Source organism: Pseudoduganella sp. S-14, assembly GCF_049913285.1.
In the GTDB taxonomy this organism is placed as follows: Bacteria; Pseudomonadota; Gammaproteobacteria; order Burkholderiales; family Burkholderiaceae_D; genus Rugamonas.
Genome location: NZ_CP183991.1, coordinates 3296348 through 3313762, shown reverse-complemented (window position 1 = coordinate 3313762; position 17415 = coordinate 3296348). Strand labels below are relative to the sequence as shown.

The 17415-nt window shown below is 64.0% G+C and carries 11 protein-coding genes; 7 read left to right on the top strand and 4 right to left on the bottom strand.

Translation table 11 applies throughout. The features are described from left to right. The first annotated feature begins 12 nt into the window (after positions 1-12). From ACN9MZ_RS15210 to ACN9MZ_RS15195, 4 genes are read left to right on the top strand one after another with little or no spacing between them, the layout of a single operon-like run. The gene (locus tag ACN9MZ_RS15210) at positions 13-1830 is read left to right on the top strand and encodes an ABC transporter transmembrane domain-containing protein (RefSeq protein ID WP_426337836.1); all 1818 of its coding nucleotides are present in this window, start codon (positions 13-15) and stop codon (positions 1828-1830) included. An 8-nt stretch (positions 1831-1838) separates the two neighbouring features. Further along, a complete protein-coding gene (locus ACN9MZ_RS15205; RefSeq protein WP_426337835.1) occupies positions 1839-2918 on the top strand; it encodes a threonine aldolase family protein in 1080 nt (359 codons plus the stop codon). Further along, positions 2915-4492 (top strand): DEAD/DEAH box helicase, encoded by a 1578-nt coding sequence (locus ACN9MZ_RS15200; protein WP_426337834.1) that lies wholly within the window; start codon positions 2915-2917, stop codon positions 4490-4492. Before ACN9MZ_RS15205 ends, ACN9MZ_RS15200 begins: the two co-directional genes overlap by 4 nt. A 12-nt stretch (positions 4493-4504) precedes the next feature. Beyond that, positions 4505-5476, top strand: a complete 972-nt coding sequence (locus ACN9MZ_RS15195) for a thymidylate synthase (RefSeq protein ID WP_426337833.1) — start codon at positions 4505-4507, stop codon at positions 5474-5476. Here ACN9MZ_RS15195 and ACN9MZ_RS15190 read toward each other — a convergent pair. The 4 genes from ACN9MZ_RS15190 to carA are packed head-to-tail and all read right to left on the bottom strand — an operon-like array spanning position 5473 to position 13718. Then, positions 5473-6999, bottom strand: coding sequence for a M48 family metallopeptidase (locus ACN9MZ_RS15190; protein ID WP_426337832.1), 1527 nt, complete (start codon positions 6997-6999; stop codon positions 5473-5475). The two genes, ACN9MZ_RS15195 and ACN9MZ_RS15190, sit on opposite strands and share 4 nt — an antisense overlap. Before the next feature lie 13 nt (positions 7000-7012). Further along, a complete protein-coding gene (locus ACN9MZ_RS15185; RefSeq protein ID WP_426337831.1) occupies positions 7013-8746 on the bottom strand; it encodes a methyl-accepting chemotaxis protein in 1734 nt (577 codons plus the stop codon). Positions 8747-8749: 3 nt separating this feature from the next. Then, complete coding sequence (gene carB / locus ACN9MZ_RS15180; protein WP_426337830.1) at positions 8750-12568, bottom strand: carbamoyl-phosphate synthase large subunit; 3819 nt, start codon at positions 12566-12568, stop codon at positions 8750-8752. Continuing rightward, on the bottom strand, positions 12561-13718 hold the full coding sequence (gene carA, locus ACN9MZ_RS15175; protein ID WP_426337829.1) for a glutamine-hydrolyzing carbamoyl-phosphate synthase small subunit: 1158 nt from the start codon (positions 13716-13718) through the stop codon (positions 12561-12563). Before carA ends, carB begins: the two co-directional genes overlap by 8 nt. 215 nt (positions 13719-13933) lie before the next feature. Between carA and ACN9MZ_RS15170 the strand changes: the two genes are divergently transcribed. The 3 genes from ACN9MZ_RS15170 to ACN9MZ_RS15160 all read left to right on the top strand — a co-directional run bounded on the left by ACN9MZ_RS15170 (position 13934) and on the right by ACN9MZ_RS15160 (position 17400). Next, on the top strand, positions 13934-14416 hold the full coding sequence (locus ACN9MZ_RS15170; protein ID WP_426337828.1) for a dihydrofolate reductase: 483 nt from the start codon (positions 13934-13936) through the stop codon (positions 14414-14416). A 3-nt stretch (positions 14417-14419) separates the two neighbouring features. Continuing rightward, positions 14420-14983, top strand: coding sequence for a DUF4337 domain-containing protein (locus ACN9MZ_RS15165; RefSeq protein WP_426337827.1), 564 nt, complete (start codon positions 14420-14422; stop codon positions 14981-14983). Positions 14984-15144: 161 nt separating this feature from the next. After that, positions 15145-17400 (top strand): Orn/Lys/Arg decarboxylase N-terminal domain-containing protein, encoded by a 2256-nt coding sequence (locus tag ACN9MZ_RS15160; protein WP_426337826.1) that lies wholly within the window; start codon positions 15145-15147, stop codon positions 17398-17400. Positions 17401-17415 lie beyond the last annotated feature (15 nt).

Here is a 17415-nt window from a genome sequence, read left to right as displayed (position 1 = left end):
GTAGAATACGCAATGAGCACCACCGACAACGGCCAGCCTGAAGCCCGAGAACTCAAGAAAGGCAGCCTGGCCGCCTTCAAGGGCCTGCTGCCCTTCCTCACGCCTTACCGCAACCGTTTCCTCATCGCAGGCATTGCGCTGGTGGTCGCCGCCGGTTCCACGCTGGCGATTCCCTATGCCTTCAAGCAGATGATCGACCTCGGTTTCGGCGCCAATGCCGGCGTGCGCAGCGCAACCCACGTTAACGAAGTATTCCTGGCCCTGTTCGCGGTCGCCACGGTGCTGGCGCTGGCAACGGCGGCGCGCTTCTACAGCGTATCCTGGCTCGGCGAACGCGTCACCGCCGACATCCGCAACGCCGTGTATTCGCACGTGGTGCGCCAAAGCCCGGAATTCTTCGAAACCACCAAGACCGGCGAAGTACTGTCGCGCCTGACCACCGACACCACCCTGATCCAGAGCGTCGTCGGCACCAGTATTTCGATGGCCTTGCGTAATGTGCTGCTCTTCCTTGGCGGCCTGGTGATGCTGTTTATTACCAGCCCCAGGCTGTCCTCCATCATCATCGGCCTGCTGGTACTGACCGTGCTGCCGATCGTGGTGTTTGGCCGCCGCGTGCGCAAGCTGTCGCGCGATTCCCAGGACCGCGTAGCCGACGCTTCGGCCATGGCCGGCGAAATCCTGAACGCCATGCCGACCGTGCAAGCATTTACGCATGAAGGGCTGGAAGCGCAGCGCTTTGGCGGCTCCGTCGAAGGTGCTTTCGACACCGCCATGCGGCGCATCCAGGCGCGTGCTTTCCTGACCATGCTGGCGATCGTGCTGGTATTCGGCACCATCGTGTTCGTGTTGTGGCTGGGCGCCCACGCGGTGCTGGAAGGGACCATGACGGGCGGCGACCTGGGCCAGTTCATCCTGTATGCCTCCATCGTCGCGGGCGCCATCGGCGCGCTGTCGGAGGTCATGGGCGAAGCCCAGCGTGCGGCCGGGGCGACCGAGCGCCTGCTCGAATTGCTGGCCGTGCGTTCCGACATCCAGAACCCGGCGCAACCGCAAGCCCTGCCGCCGCGCGCCGCCAATGGCGCGGCCTTGAGCTTGTCGGACGTGTCGTTCAGCTATCCCTCGCGCCCAGACACGCTGGCACTGGACCATGTGACGCTGGAGATCAGGCCGGGCGAAACCGTTGCCGTGGTTGGGCCCTCCGGCGCCGGCAAGACCACCCTGTTCCAGATGCTGCTGCGCTTCTACGATCCGCAATCGGGCGCGATCCGCCTGGACGGCACCGACATCCGCCTGCTGGACCTGCACACCCTGCGCGACGCCATCGGCATCGTGCCGCAGGATACGGTGATTTTCTCTGCCGACGCGATGGAAAACATCCGCTACGGCCGTGCCGACGCGACCGACCAGGAAGTGATCCAGGCCGCACGCCTGGCCGCCGCCCACGAATTTATCGAACGCCTGCCTAACGGCTACAAGTCCTTCCTGGGCGAACGTGGCGTGCGCCTGTCCGGCGGCCAACGCCAGCGCATTGCAATTGCCCGCGCCTTGCTGAAAAACCCGCCGCTGCTGCTGCTCGACGAGGCTACCAGCGCCCTGGATGCCGAATCCGAGCGCCTGGTGCAGGGCGCCCTGGAGGCAGCCATGGTCGGCCGCACCACGATCATCATCGCCCACCGCCTGGCCACCGTGCAGCGCGCCGACCGTATCATCGTCATGGAAGACGGCAAAGTCGTCGAAACCGGCACCCACCAGTCGCTGGTGGCGCTGGGCGGCATCTACGCCAACCTGGCGGCGCTGCAGTTCCACCATGTCCACGTGACCCATTGAGGCGCAACGTGACCGACGCCGAACTGCGCCAGGGTTGCCACACCATCCTGCCGGGCCATCACCAGCCTTCGCCGGCGCAGGCCTTTGGCGCCATGGCCGCCTGGTGCGAAGCCCGCGACATCGCCCATGACGTGTATGGCGAGGGTGAACTGATCCAGTCTTTCGAGCAGAAAGTCGCCGAGCTGCTGGGCTTTGAGGCCGCGGCCTTCTGCATCACCGGCACCATGACCCAGGTCACGGCACTGCGCCTGGCCTGCATGGACCGCGGCAGCCGACTGGTAGCCCTGCACCCGACAGCGCACATCTTCAGGCATGAACGCGGCAACCACCAACTGCTGGACCATTTCCAGGCGATCCAGCTGGGCGACCTGCACCGCCCATTCACCCTGAGCGAGCTGCAAGCCGTGCCCGACCGGCTGGCAGCCGTGTCGCTTGAACTGCCTGCGCGTGAACTGGGCGGCCAGTCGCCGCGCTGGGACGAACTGGAAGCGATCAAGTCCCACTGCCGCAAACAGGGCATCCATTTGCACATGGATGGCGCGCGCCTGTGGGAAGCTGCTGCCGGCTATGGCCGGGCGCCGGCCGAGGTGGCGGCGGGCTTTGATAGCGTCTACGTCTCGCTGTACAAGGGCATCGGCGGGCTGGGCGGCGCCATGCTGCTGGGCAGCCGTGACTTCGTCGCCCGCGCGCAGGAATGGTTTCGCCGCCAGGGCGGCAACGTGATCCACCGCACGCCATACGTGGTGGCCGCCGCCATGCAGTTCGATGCGCGCCTGGCGGCCATGCCCGACTATTTCCGCCGTACGCAATGGTTGTACGACACCTTGCGCGACTACCCTCGACTGCGCGCCAATCCTGCGCAGCCGCATGCGAACATGCTGCATATCCATGTGCCGGTCGAGCGCGACCGCCTGCTGCAGATCCGCAACGAGATCGCTGCGCAGCATGGCGTGTGGCTGCTCAACCGCGCAGCCCACGCGCAACTGCCCGGCGCCAGCTATACCGAATGGTATGTCGGCGATAACCTGCTTGCACTAGCGGACGAACAAGTCCGCCAAGCCCTCACTTTATGGAGCGACGCACTATGAGTTTTGCTTCGCTGGACCTGATTGACGGGCTCCTTCGCACACTCGATTCGATTGGCTACAAGACACCGACGCCAGTCCAGAAACAAGCCATCCCCGCAGTTCTGGCCGGCCGCGACCTGCTCGCCGCCGCACAAACCGGTACCGGCAAGACCGCCGCTTTCGCCCTGCCGCTGCTGCAGCGCCTGGCCATGGAAGGCGACCAGGCTGCATCCAGCCAAGTGCGCTGCCTGGTGCTGGTTCCGACACGCGAGCTGGCCGAACAGGTGTACCAGAGCTTCCATACCTACGGCTTCAACCTGCCGCTGCGTTGCGCTGTCGCTTACGGCGGCGTGCCGATGGAACCGCAACTGGCGAAACTGCGCAAGGGGCTGGACGTCCTGGTGGCCACACCGGGCCGCCTGCTGGACCTCCATCGCAAAGGTGCGCTGGAATTCGGCCAGTTGACCGCCCTGGTGCTGGACGAAGCGGACCGCATGCTGGACCTGGGCTTTGCAGCCGACCTGGATGCGCTGTTTGCCGTACTCCCGGCCGAGCGCCAGACCTTGCTGTTCTCGGCCACCATGCCGGAATCAATCCGGGCCATGGCCAGGCAGTTGCTGCGCGACCCGCTCACCGTCCAGGCCAGCGCGCCCAATACGGCAGCACGCACCGTGCGCCAGCACGTGTTCACCACCGACAAGCGCAACAAGCCGGAGCTGTTCGTGCACCTGCTGCGCAAGGAAGGCTGGGGCCAGGTCCTGGTGTTCGTCAAGACGCGCAAGGGTGTCGAACAGCTGCTTGGCCGGTTGCACGACGAAGGCATCTCGGCCGATTCGATCCACGGCGACAAGCCGCAGCTGGCCCGCATCAAGGCGCTGAAGCGTTTCAAGGCCAACGCTGTGCAGATCCTGGTGGCGACCGACGTTGCGGCCCGGGGCCTGGACATCGAAGCGTTGCCGCTGGTCGTCAATTTCGACCTGCCGAGCGTGGCTGAAGACTATATCCACCGCATCGGCCGCACCGGCCGTGCCGGCGCCGAGGGCGAGGCAGTGTCGCTCGTTTGCGCGGACGAAGTTGAACTGCTGCGGGCAATCGAAAAGCTGACCGGCACGGTCTTGCCGCGCCAGGAAGAAGCGGGCTTTGAAGCGGACCATCGCGTGCCGTCGACCGGCACGCCGAGCGCGCCTGCCGTACGCGCCGCTGGCGGCAAGCCTGCCCGTAGCGCGGCCAGGCCGGCCAAGGGTGCAGCAGCCGGCCCGACGCCACGAACGGCTGCCAAACAGCAGCCGCCGGCACGCGATGACACACCGCGTCCGGCAGGCGGCTTTGGCGGGCTGAAAGAAGAGCTGCCGCCAAAAGAAAAAGAGCGCTCGCGCGGACCAATCTACGGCGCCCGCCCCGGAAGCCCCGGCGCCGGTACCGGCGCAAGCCGTGGCGGCCCGGGAGGGAACCGTGGCCGCGACGGCGCCGTGGGCTCTGCAGGCACGGGCGGCGGCGGCAAAGTCGTGGTGACCGCCACGCGCGGCGCGAAATCGGCAGCACGCGCTGCCGGCCGCGCGGCGTCCAAGCCCGGCGGCCGCGGCAACAAACGATAAACGGAGAATTGCATGAAGCAGTACAAGGAATTGATCAGCACCGTGCTGGAACAAGGAAGCTGGCAGGACAACCGCACCGGTATCCGTACCCTCAGCGTGCCGGGCGCGATGATGCGCTTCGACCTGAAGGACGGCTTCCCTGCCGTGACGACCAAGAAGCTGGCCTTCAAATCGGTGGTGGGCGAGCTGTGCGCTTTCCTGCGCGCCTCGCGCAGCGCCGCCGACTTCCGCGCCCTGGGCTGCAAGGTGTGGGACCAGAACGCCAACGAAAACGCCCAATGGCTGGCCAACCCCCATCGTAGCGGCACCGACGACCTCGGTCCGGTGTACGGCGTGCAGTGGCGCCAGTGGCCAGGCTATAAGGTGCTGGACGCCGCCGCCGCCGCGCAGATTGCAGACGCGGAACGCAACGGCTTCCGCCAGGTCGCCCCGCTGCAGGAAGACGGCGTGCAGAAGGTGTTGATGTACAAGGCCATCGACCAGCTGCGCGAATGCCTGGACACCATCGTCAACAATCCATCGAGCCGCCGCATCCTGTTCCATGGCTGGAACCCGGCCGTGCTGGACCAGGTAGCGCTGCCGGCCTGCCACCTGCTCTACCAATTCATCCCGAACGCCACGACGCGCGAGCTCTCCCTGTGCCTCTACGTGCGCAGCAACGACATCGGCCTGGGCACGCCCTTCAATATCGCGGAAGGCGCAGCCCTGCTGCACCTGGTGGCCCGCCTGACAGGCTACCAGCCGCGCTGGTTCAGCTACTTTATCGGCGATGCGCACATTTACGAGAACCACATGGAAATGGTGCAGGAGCAGCTGAAGCGCGAGCCGCTGCCGCTGCCGCAGCTGCACATCAACAGCCGCGTGCCCGCGTTCGCGGAAACCGGAAAATATGAGCCGGAATGGCTGGAGAAGATCGAGCCTTCCGACTTCACGCTGGAAGGCTACCAGCACCACGCGCCGCTGACGGCGCCGATGGCGGTTTAAGCCGGTTCGTCCTGGGGCACGATGCTGCCCCACCAGCGGTTGGCAACCGCTTCGCCGTCCCTCTCCAGCAGGAACTGGTAGCCGCGTTGGGCGGCTTCCTCCAGCAGGCGCGGCTCGTTCAGCGCGGCTTCGCGCAGGTGGTCAACGCCGCGGCGGTCGCCTTCGGCCACCAGCACGCGTCCATACATCAGCGAGGCGCGCGGATACGGGCCGCCGCCGCGCTTCATCAACTCGACCAGGGCCGGCTTGGCGGAAGCGGTGTCCTCGAAGTCCAGCTTCAACGACGCCAGCTCCAACAAGTCCTGCACCGAAAGCTTCGCCAGCGGCGAAGCCGACAACTCGCCGATGCGGACGCGCGAATTCTGCACGTGACGGAAGCGGTGAACCCAGCCGCGTGAATTGACTTCCCACCAATCCTGGTCCAGTTCCGCTTCCAGTTTCTTGCCGACGCCGGCGGCCAGCATCACGTCGGCAGCGCAGGTATCGACCGGCGGCGGCAGGACCGGCGCCATCTCGATAGCATCGAGCCGCTCGCGCAGGCAGGGATGGGTGTCGTCAAGATCCGAGCGCGTGGCCCAGGCAGTATCCAGCGCCTTCTTGGTGGCCCATTCGTCGTAGTTGGCCTTGATCGCCAGGCGCATCGAAGAAAACGGCATGAACGGCGGACGTTCCAGGCGATCCGCATTCTCGTACATGCTGGGCCAGAAGTCGTGGGCAATCCAGTCGCCGAGGAGGCGGGCGCGCACCAGCATCTGGGAAGTCGCCGTGTGGCCGGCCATGTCGACGGCGACCTGGTCGGCCTCGTATTCGTCCTGGCGCGACAGGACGAAGGTGTAGGCGCTGTAATAAGGGAAGAAGCGTTGCAGGGCGCGCACGATCGCCGCGCTCACGACATTGTCGTCCGCACTGCTCTCCAGGTGCTGGTACATGGCGACGAACAGGCGACGCTGGCGATAGATCGTGGTGGACCCTTTGGCGTGGTCGCCGCACAGGTGGCCGTATTCGTGGGCCAGCACGGCCAGCATCTCCTTCGGCGTGGAGCCGAGCAGGAACGGCAGGCCAACCAGCAGGTAGTTGCGGTAGCCCCCGAAAATGCCGAATCGGGCATGCTGCACGATCGCCGCATTGTATTCGTCTGTAATCAGCACGTGCTGGATACGCGGGCCATGCAGCTTGCCGTACAGCTTTTCGAGGATATCGAACAGCTTGGGCGCTTCATCGCGGACCAGTTCACGCCCGGTCGGCGGGTCCAGTCGCATGAGCATCACGCGCAGGATGACAAAGATCAGAGAAAGGAGGAACAGGCCGGCCAGGCCAGCCTTGATCATCGCAAAGGCACGGTGCGACTCGATTGCCCATTGCACCAGCATGGCAAATAACGCAAGCAGCCCGGCCAGCAACCCGAACAGGGTTGCATAGGCGCCCAGGCCGATTGCAAATACCTTGCGGCGGAAGGCTTCCGGGCTGGAATTTGAATCCAGCTCCAGCCGTCGGACTAAGTGCTCAAACGCTTTGTATTCCAATCATGCTCCTTCATTAAAACTCTTCCCAATCTCCTACCTCGCTATTGGCAACCTTGCGCGGTGCTGCTCCCTTGCCGTCGCGCTGCACCGGCTTGGCCTTGGCGGGCAACGCAGGCTTGGTGCGTACCGCCTGGATCACTGCGCGGGCCTGCACGGCGGCAGGATGCTCGCGGCGCTCGCTGTCGATCTGGAACACGCTGACAACTTTCGACAGGCTGTTGGCCTGGTCTTGCAGGGCCGTCGACGCCGAAGCTGCCTCTTCCACCAGCGCCACGTTCTGCTGGGTGATTGTATCCATCTCGGTGATGGCCTGGTGGATTTGTTCCAGGCCGGCAGTCTGTTCCTGCGTAGCACTGGTAATTTCCCCCATGATATCAGTCACGCGCTGAATGCTCGACACGATTTCCTTCATTGTGTGCCCGGCCTGGTTGACCAGCTTGGCGCCACTTTCCACTTTGCCAACAGAATCGTCGATCAACTGCTTGATTTCCTTGGCGGCGGCGGCCGAACGCTGCGCCAGGTTGCGCACCTCGCTGGCAACCACCGCGAAGCCGCGGCCCTGCTCGCCGGCCCGGGCGGCTTCCACGGCCGCATTCAGGGCCAGGATATTGGTCTGGAAGGCGATACCGTCGATGACCGCGATGATGTCCACGATCTTGTTGGACGACTCGTTGATCGAGCCCATGGTCGCCACCACCTGTTCAACCACTTCGCCGCCCTTGGTCGCGACCGATGATGCCGAAACGGCAAGCTGGTTGGCCTGGCGTGCATTGTCGGCGTTCTGGCGCACGGTGCTGGTCAGTTCTTCCATCGAGGAGGCGGTTTCTTCCAGCGAAGCGGCCTGTTCGCCGGTGCGGTCGGACAAGTCCATATTGCCGGCCGCGATCTGCGCCGACGCGCTGGAGATCGTGTCGCTGCCGCCGCGTACTTCGGCCACGATGGCGGCCAGGTTGTCGCGCATCTTGTCCAGGGCGCGCAGCAATTCGCCGAATTCATTGTCCGCATGCTTGGTGGCCTGGCCTTTCAGGTCGCCATCGGCAACGCGGTGCGCCACGTCCATGGCTTCCGCCAGCGGCTCGGAAATCGCCTTCAGCAGCACCAGGCCGGCGAACACGCTCAACGCCAGGCCGGCGACCAGGACCACGGTAACGGTGGTGCTGTTGCGGCTCAGGCCAGCCGCGACCGCGGCGGCATCGGCCTCGATGCGCTTGTCGGCGTGCTCGGACAGCGCCTTCAATGCGCCGTCGCCAAGGCGGTAGGACGGGTTGAGTTTCTTGATCAGCACCGTTTCCGCGTCGTCCCAGCGCCCTTCCTTGACGGCCGCGGCGGCGGCACGGACGTGCTCAACGCCCAGGCCGTCGCTCTTGGCAAACCAGTCTTCGGCCAGCTTGCGCTCCTCCGGCGACTTGATGCTCGCCAGGTAGCCTTCCCAGCGCTTGTTCACGCGCGCCGTGACTTCATCGACGATGTTGAAGTGGTTGGTCAACGGGTGGTCGTGCAGCTTGCTCCAGGCCAGTTCAGGATTGTGCTGCAAGGCCTGCAGGATCTGGCTGCGGCCCGTTTCCATGTCCAGGCGAATAGCATTGCGCTCCGCGATGTTCTTCTGGTTGGAGACCGTCACGTCTTTCACCAGTCCGACCGAGCGCTCCGCGCTCAGGATTCCGAGGCCGCCAATAATCGCCAGCAGGCCAATCAGCAAACCCAGCACACCAACCAGCAGGGTCTTGATCTTGAAATTATTGAACATCGCTCACTCCTTTACCAAACATTTGAAAAACTGATGCAAACGGCCACGCAATTCCGAGACTTCCTCGAACTCGATGTAGGTGATATCCACCAGGTCATCGAGTTCGCGCAGCAGCGTGGTTTTGATCGGCGCGCCTTTCCACACCAGGAACAGGATAGGCGTTCGGCGGCCCTTGAATATGTGATAGCTCAACTCGAATGCACTGCTTTCACTCATTCCGACGCGGATGTTGACCATGACGTCCGCCTGGTCCAGCAATGCGAGCCGGTGGCGGCGGAAATTCTGCGGCGTGAAAGGCATGCCCTGCTTGCGCTCGAACGAGGAGCGGAAGGTTTCGGCACTCTCGGCCTGCAAGCCGGTGAGGTAGTCGAAGACGTGCGGCAGGCCGTTGGCGCTGTCAATCATCTGCATGATTTCACCGATCATGCGCTGTTCGCGTTCGTCCGATTCGGTGAAGGGCTGGCGGATGAAGACTTTCAGCGGCTCCACGCCGACGCTGCGCTGGCGCGATTGTGCACGGCGCTCCGGCATCTGCCAGGCAGCCGCTGCCAGGTCCACGGCGCCCGGCACAGGACGCGGCGCGGGCGGCGGCACCTGACGCTGTTCGCCGCCGCCCATGGCATGCAGTTCCTGCAGCGAACGCACGGCAGTAGTGCCGGCGTGCTTGCGCGCTTCCGCCGCGGCTTCGGCCGCTGCGATGGTGGTAAACATGACCGTGCCGGAGGCCAGTGCCGCTGTGCGCAGGCTGCGCGTGGCTGCAATGGCCGTGCGCTTCTCGTCCACCGTGACCACGGCCATGGCGATCTCGCGCAGGGCCAGCAGGCCAAGCAGGGTTTCGTCCTCGATGGTATTGACTGGCACCTCGCCTGCTTCCAGCACGGCGGCAGTAACTTCGCTGGCGCATAGCTGGTAGCCGACATCGGCCAGCTCGCGCGCCAGTGCCACGGCGCGCGCCTGGTCGGCCTTGCGCACGCGCATATAGACATAGCCCGCCAGCGGAATGCGCACGCCGGCGCCCAGTTCAGCCTTCAGGAAAGCCTCGCCGAAGGTGGTTCCGGTTCCCATCACTTCGCCGGTGGACTTCATTTCAGGCCCAAGGATGGTGTCAACGCCGGGGAATTTCGCAAATGGCAATACAGACTCTTTGACGCTGTAATAAGGCGGAATCACTTCCGCGGTAACGCCCTGCGCCGCAAGCGAACGGCCAGCCATGCAGCGCGCTGCGACCTTGGCCAACTGAACACCGGTCGCCTTGGATACGAACGGTACGGTGCGCGAAGCGCGTGGATTCACTTCCAGCACGAAGATCCGGTCCAGCACGCGGCCGTCAGCTTTCTGGCGCTGCACGGCAAATTGCACATTCATCAGGCCGACCACGTTCAGGCCGCGCGCCAGGCGCACAGTCTGGCGCTTGATTTCCGCCACGGTGGCGTCCGACAGCGAATAAGGCGGCAGGCTGCAGGCCGAATCGCCCGAGTGGATGCCGGCCTGTTCGACGTGCTCCATCACGCCGCCGATCACCACGTCGGTGCCGTCGCTGACGCAGTCCACGTCCACTTCGATGGCGTCATTCAGGAAGCGGTCCAGCAGCACCGGCGAATCATGCGAGACCTTGACCGCTTCGCGCATATAGCGCTCCAGGTCGGCCCGTTCGTGCACGATTTCCATGGCGCGGCCGCCCAGCACATACGATGGGCGCACCACCAGCGGGTAGCCGATCTCCTCGGCCATGGCCACGGCTTGCTGCTCGTTGCGGGCGGTGCGGTTCGAAGGCTGGCGCAGGTCCAGCTCGAACAGCAGTTTCTGGAAGCGTTCGCGGTCCTCGGCGGCGTCGATCATGTCGGGCGAGGTGCCGATGATCGGCACGCCGTTCGCCTCCAGCGCCAGGGCCAGCTTGAGCGGGGTCTGGCCGCCGTACTGGACGATCACGCCTTCGGGCTTTTCGATGGCGACGATTTCCAGCACGTCTTCCAGCGTCAGCGATTCGAAATACAGGCGGTCGGAGGTGTCGTAATCGGTGGAGACGGTCTCCGGGTTGCAGTTCACCATGATGGTCTCGTAGCCATCCTCGCGCATCGCCAGCGCGGCATGCACGCAGCAATAATCGAATTCGATGCCCTGGCCGATCCGGTTCGGGCCGCCGCCCAGCACCATGATCTTGCGAGCGCCGGTCGGTTGGGCCTCGCATTCCTCGTCGTAGGTCGAATACATATAGGCAGTGCGGGTCGCGAACTCGCCGGCACAGGTGTCGACGCGCTTGTACACCGGGCGGATGCCCTGGGCGTGGCGCTGCTTGCGCACCGCGTCTTCATGCACACCCAGCAGGTGCGCCAGACGGCGGTCGCTGAAGCCTTGCTGTTTCAGGCGGTGCAGCACATTGCGCTCGAAACCGCCCAGCTGCTGGGTAGCCACCCATTCCTCCACTTCCACCAGGTCCTGGATCTGGGCCAGGAACCAGGGATCGATATGGGACAGGCGGTTCACCTCCGCCAGCGACATGCCTTGCGCGAAGGCTTCGCCGACGTACCAGATGCGTTGCGGGCCCGGCAGGCGCAGTTCCTGTTCGATCACGTCGCGGCCGGTGGCGATGCGCTGCAGGCCGTCCACGCCGATGTCCAGGCCGCGCAGCGCCTTCTGGAACGATTCCTGGAACGTGCGACCCATGGCCATCACTTCGCCCACGGACTTCATCTGCGTGGTCAGGCGGTCATTGGCGCCGGCGAATTTCTCGAACGCGAAACGAGGAATCTTGGTGACCACGTAGTCGATCGCAGGCTCGAACGAAGCCGGGGTGGCGCCGCCGGTGATATCGTTTTGCAGCTCGTCCAGCGTAAAGCCCACCGCCAGCTTGGCGGCCACGCGGGCAATCGGGAAGCCGGTCGCCTTGGAGGCGAGCGCCGAGGAGCGCGACACGCGCGGGTTCATCTCGATCACGATCATGCGGCCGTCTTGCGGGTTGACCGCGAACTGCACGTTCGAGCCGCCGGTATCGACGCCGATCTCGCGCAGCACGTTCAGCGACGCGTCGCGCATGATCTGGTATTCCTTGTCGGTCAGCGTCTGCGCCGGGGCGACGGTGATCGAATCGCCGGTATGCACGCCCATCGGGTCCAGGTTCTCGATCGAGCACACGATGATGCAGTTGTCCTTGCGGTCGCGCACCACTTCCATCTCGAACTCCTTCCAGCCGATCAGCGATTCCTCGATCAGCAGTTCGGAAGTGGGCGACAGTTCCAGCCCGCGCAGGCAGATGGCGGTGAATTCGTCGGCATTGCGGGCGATGCCGCCGCCGCTGCCGCCCATGGTGAAGGACGGACGGATAATCACCGGGAAGCCGAGGCGCGCCTGCGCCTGCCAGGCCTCGGCCATGGTGTGGGCGATGCCGGAACGGGCCGATTGCAGGCCGATGCGCTCCATGGCTGCCTTGAACTTGGCGCGGTCTTCGGCGCGGTCGATGGCTTCCGGCGTGGCGCCGATCAGCTCCACGTCGAAGCTTTCCAGAACGCCGTGGCGATGCAGGTCCAGCGCACAATTGAGCGCGGTCTGGCCCCCCATGGTAGGCAGCACGGCTTGCGGACGCTCTTTCTCGATGATGCGTGCCACGGTTTCCCAGGTGATCGGCTCGATATAGGTCACATCGGCCATGCCCGGGTCGGTCATGATGGTGGCCGGGTTGCTGTTGACCAGCACCACTTCATAGCCTTCTTCGCGCAGAGCCTTGCAAGCCTGGGCGCCGGAGTAATCGAATTCGCATGCCTGGCCGATCACGATCGGGCCAGCGCCAATGATCAGGATGCGCTTGATGTCGTTACGCTTAGCCATGGCGTGCGCCCTCCATCATGCTCACAAAACGGTCGAACAGCGGCGCCAGGTCATGCGGCCCGGGCGAAGCCTCGGGATGGCCCTGGAAGCAGAACGCAGGCTTGTCGGTGCGGCGGAAGCCTTGCAGCGAACCGTCGAACAGGGAAATATGCGTGACTGCGCAGTTATCCGGCAGCGAATCGGGATCGACGGCAAAGCCGTGGTTCTGCGAAGAGATCATCACGCGGCCCGTCTCGACGTCCTGTACCGGGTGGTTGGCGCCGTGGTGGCCGAATTTCATTTTCATGGTACGGGCGCCGGAGGCCAGCGCCATGATCTGGTGGCCAAGGCAGATGCCGAAGGTCGGCACGCCGCGATCTATCAGTTCGCGCGCGGCCTGGATGGCGTAACCGCAGGGTTGCGGGTCGCCCGGCCCGTTCGACAGGAAGATGCCGTCCGGGTTCAGTGCCAGTGCGGCGGCGGCGCCGGCCTGCGCTGGCAGCACCGTTACGCGGCAGCCGCGCTGGGCCAGCATGCGCAGGATATTCGCCTTCACGCCAAAGTCGTAGGCCACCACGTGGCAGCGCGGCTGCAACTGGTGGCCATGGCCCTGGCCCAGCATCCATTCGGTCCCGGTCCACTCATAAGGGACGGCGGTGCTGACGGTCTGCGCCAGGTCCATGCCCGCCAGGCCCGGGAATTCGCGCGCCTGGCGCAGGGCCTCCTCCGCCGCGCCGCCGACGATGACGGCGCCGGACTGGGCGCCTTTTTCGCGCAGGATGCGGGTCAGCTTGCGGGTATCGATGCCTGCAATCGCCACCACGCCCTGCTCTGTCAACCAGCTCGACAGGTCCTGCTCGCTGCGGAAGTTCGAGGCAAGCAAAGGCAGGTCCTTCACCACCAGGCCGGCTGCATGGATCAGTGGCGCTTCGCCATCCTCACGGTTGACGCCCGTGTTGCCGATATGCGGATAGGTCAGCGTGACAATCTGGCGGCTATAGCTTGGGTCGCTCAGGATTTCCTGGTAGCCGCTCATGGCGGTATTGAATACAACTTCGCCGGCTGTGGAGCCGCTGGCACCGATCGAGATGCCTTCGAACAGGGTGCCGTCAGCCAATGCGAGAATAGCGCGCCCGGCATTCCCGTGGGGATGCTTGAGTGGGTGTTTCATCAGGGGTTCTCCTGGGGGTCCATATCGTTATACAATCAACAAGCAGAATTACTCAGCAGTAATTCCTAGCGCGCTGGAAGCTACGATACGCCGGCACACCCCCGCCAAAACTCACCAAACGTCACAAGCCCCTATTCCACCCCCAAAATAAATTGCGGTGGCGCAATTCCGCAACGTGACCGAATAGCAAAGTGCTCCGATATATAATGTCGGCCATGACAAAATTGACCATCATCGTTGCCACTGACTCCAGCAATGGCATAGGTATCAACAACACTCTTCCATGGCACTTGCCGGAAGACCTGGCGCACTTCAAGCGCCTCACTTCCGGCCATCCGATTATCATGGGCCGCAAGACCTTTGATTCGATCGGCCGGCCCTTGCCCAACCGTCGCAATATCGTCATCAGCCGCAATGCCGATTGGCAGCACGAGGGCGTGGAGCGCGTCGGCTCGCTGGAAGAAGCGCAGGCCCTGGTCGCCGGCACCGAAGAGGCTTTCGTGATCGGCGGCGCGCAGGTGTACCAGCAGGCCTTGCCGCTGGTGGACAAGCTTGTCATCACCCGCATCGGCCGCAGCTTCGAGTGCGACGCATTCTTCCCGGCTCTGGCTGCTGGCCAATGGCGGGAAGTAGCGCGCGAGGACCACGTTTCGGCAGCCGGGCTGCCTTATTCATTCATTAGCTTTAACAGGAACTAAAATATGTCCGGACACGGTTTCCACGTCCACGGCCCGCACGACCACGCCGTGGAGCACGCAGCACACAGCAACGACAAATTCTCCGGCAATATCGCTGTGACAACGGCTATCCTGGCCACCGTGGGCGCCATCTTCGGCTACCAGGGCGGCGCCACGCAGAACGATGCGGCCCTGTTCAAGAACAATGCGGCCATCGCCAAGACCGAAGCATCCAACCGCTGGAACTACTACCAGGCCAAGTCGTCCAAGCAGAACCTGGCCGAACTGGCCATGCTGCTGCCGAATGCCGATGTGGAGAAGTTCAAGGGCGAAGTACTGCGCTACAAGGAAGAAAAAGACAGCATCAAGAAGGACGCCGAGGAATGGGAGGCCAAATCGACCGAGTGGGACCATAAGTCCGACCACGCGCTGCACAAGCACCACCAGTGGGCGCTGGCCACCACAGCCGAACAGATCGCTATTGCACTGGCCGCGATCACCCTGCTGACCAACCGTAAGTGGCTGATGTATGCCACCTACGGCGTGGCCGCCGTGGGCCTCGGCCTGGGCGTGCTCGCTGCGCTTTAAGATGCGATGCCAGGGCCAAACACCCGGTGCGGCTCGGCCGCCCCGGGCATCCGGACCTGGCACCGTGGCTACAATGTAAAAAATCCACCACCGGGGAATATTTTCTGCGATACTCCCGGTCTTATTTTTTTGAGGCGCTTGGTCGCGCCTGGAGAACATCGATGAAATTCCGCTTCCCCATCGTCATCATTGACGAGGATTTCCGTTCCGAGAACACGTCCGGCCTGGGCATTCGGGCCCTGGCCGCGGCGATGGAAAACGAAGGCATGGACGTCCTGGGTGTGACCAGCTACGGCGACCTGGCGCAGTTTGCACAGCAGCAGTCGCGCGCGTCTGCCTTCGTGCTGTCGATCGACGACGAAGAATTCGGCGGCGGCACCCCGGAAGAAACCGACTTCGCGCTGGCTTCCCTGCGCGCCTTCGTTTCCGAGATCCGCCACAAGAACGCCGACATCCCGATCTACCTGTACGGCGAGACCCGCACTTCGCGCCATATCCCCAACGATATCCTGCGCGAGTTGCACGGCTTCATCCACATGTTCGAGGACACCCCGGAATTCGTGGCGCGCCACATCATCCGCGAAGCCAAGTCCTACCTGGACAGCCTGGCGCCGCCCTTCTTCCGCGCCCTGGTGCATTACGCGAACGACGGTTCCTACTCCTGGCACTGCCCGGGCCACTCCGGCGGCGTGGCGTTCCTGAAGTCGCCGATCGGCCAGATGTTCCACCAGTTCTTCGGCGAGAACATGCTGCGCGCCGACGTCTGCAACGCCGTGGAAGAACTGGGCCAGCTGCTGGATCACACCGGTCCGGTGGCCGCGTCCGAGCGCAACGCAGCGCGCATCTACAACGCCGACCACGCCTACTTCGTCACCAACGGCACCTCCACCTCCAACAAGATGGTGTGGCATTCAACCGTGGCGCCGGGCGACATCGTCGTGGTCGACCGCAACTGCCACAAGTCGATCCTGCACTCGATCATCATGTGCGGCGCGATCCCCGTGTTCCTGATGCCGACCCGGAACAACCTGGGCATCATCGGCCCGATCCCGCTGGAAGAGTTCTCGCTGGAGAGCATCGAGCGCAAGATTGCCAACAACCCGTTCGCCCAGGCTGCGCTCAACAAGAAGCCGCGCATCCTGACCATCACCCAGTCGACCTACGACGGCGTGGTCTACAACGTGGAAACCCTGCGCGAAATGTTGGACGGCAAGATCGACACCCTGCACTTCGACGAAGCCTGGCTGCCGCACGCCACCTTCCACGACTTCTACAAGAACATGCACGCGATCGGCAAGGACCGCCCGCGCGCCAAGGAATCGATGATCTTCTCGACCCAGTCGACCCACAAGCTGCTGGCCGGCCTGTCCCAGGCTTCGCAGGTGCTGGTGCGCGACTCCGAGACCGTGAAGCTGGACAAGGATGCCTTCAACGAGGCCTACCTGATGCATACCTCGACCTCGCCGCAGTACTCGATCATCGCCTCCTGCGACGTGGCGGCGGCCATGATGGAAGCGCCGGGCGGCACCGCCCTGGTGGAAGAGTCCATCCTGGAAGCGCTGGACTTCCGCCGCGCGATGAAGAAGATCGACGAGGAATGGGGCCAGGACTGGTGGTTCAAGGTCTGGGGCCCGGACAGCTTCGCCGAAGAAGGCATCGGCTCCCAGGAAGACTGGATCTTCACCGAGGAGAGCAAGAAGTGGCACGGCTTCGGCGACCTGAAGCCGGGCTTCAACATGTTAGACCCGATCAAGGCCACCATCGTCAACCCCGGCCTGTCGCTGGACGGCCAGTTCGGCGAGACCGGCATCCCGGCCTCGATCGTGACCAAGTACCTGGCGGAGCACGGCGTGATCGTCGAGAAATGCGGCCTGTACTCCTTCTTCATCATGTTCACCATCGGCATCACCAAAGGCCGCTGGAACACACTGCTGACCGCGCTGCAACAGTTCAAGGACGACTACGACAAGAACGCCCCGATGTGGCGCATCCTGCCGGAGTTCTCGGCTGCCAATCCGCGTTACGAACAAATGGGCCTGCGCGACCTGTGCCAGCAGATCCACGATTTCTACAAGGCGTACGACGTGGCGCGCCTGACCACCGAGATGTACCTGTCGGACATGGTGCCTGCCATGAAGCCGTCGGACGCATTCGCCAAGATGGCCCACCGCGAAATCGAGCGCGTGGCGCTGGACGACCTGGAAGGCCGCATCACGTCGATCCTGCTGACGCCTTACCCGCCGGGCATCCCGCTGCTGATCCCGGGCGAGCGCTTCAACAAGACCATCGTGGACTACCTTCGTTTCGCGCGCGACTTCAATGAACGCTTCCCAGGATTCGAGACCGACGTGCACGGCCTGGTGAAGCGCGAAGTAAATGGCCGCAAAGACTACTTCGTCGACTGCGTCAAGCAATAAATCTGCACTGTGGAT

Excerpts from the sequence above, each read along its gene's own strand:
- ACN9MZ_RS15210 (WP_426337836.1), top strand. The coding sequence starts at position 13 with ATGAGCACCACCGACAACGGCCAGCCTGAAGCCCGAGAACTCAAGAAA.
- ACN9MZ_RS15200 (WP_426337834.1), top strand. The coding sequence starts at position 2,915 with ATGAGTTTTGCTTCGCTGGACCTGATTGACGGGCTCCTTCGCACACTC.
- ACN9MZ_RS15195 (WP_426337833.1), top strand. The coding sequence starts at position 4,505 with ATGAAGCAGTACAAGGAATTGATCAGCACCGTGCTGGAACAAGGAAGC.
- ACN9MZ_RS15185 (WP_426337831.1), bottom strand. The coding sequence starts at position 8,746 with ATGTTCAATAATTTCAAGATCAAGACCCTGCTGGTTGGTGTGCTGGGT.
- carB (WP_426337830.1), bottom strand. The coding sequence starts at position 12,568 with ATGGCTAAGCGTAACGACATCAAGCGCATCCTGATCATTGGCGCTGGC.
- carA (WP_426337829.1), bottom strand. The coding sequence starts at position 13,718 with ATGAAACACCCACTCAAGCATCCCCACGGGAATGCCGGGCGCGCTATT.
- ACN9MZ_RS15170 (WP_426337828.1), top strand. The coding sequence starts at position 13,934 with ATGACAAAATTGACCATCATCGTTGCCACTGACTCCAGCAATGGCATA.
- ACN9MZ_RS15165 (WP_426337827.1), top strand. The coding sequence starts at position 14,420 with ATGTCCGGACACGGTTTCCACGTCCACGGCCCGCACGACCACGCCGTG.
- ACN9MZ_RS15160 (WP_426337826.1), top strand. The coding sequence starts at position 15,145 with ATGAAATTCCGCTTCCCCATCGTCATCATTGACGAGGATTTCCGTTCC.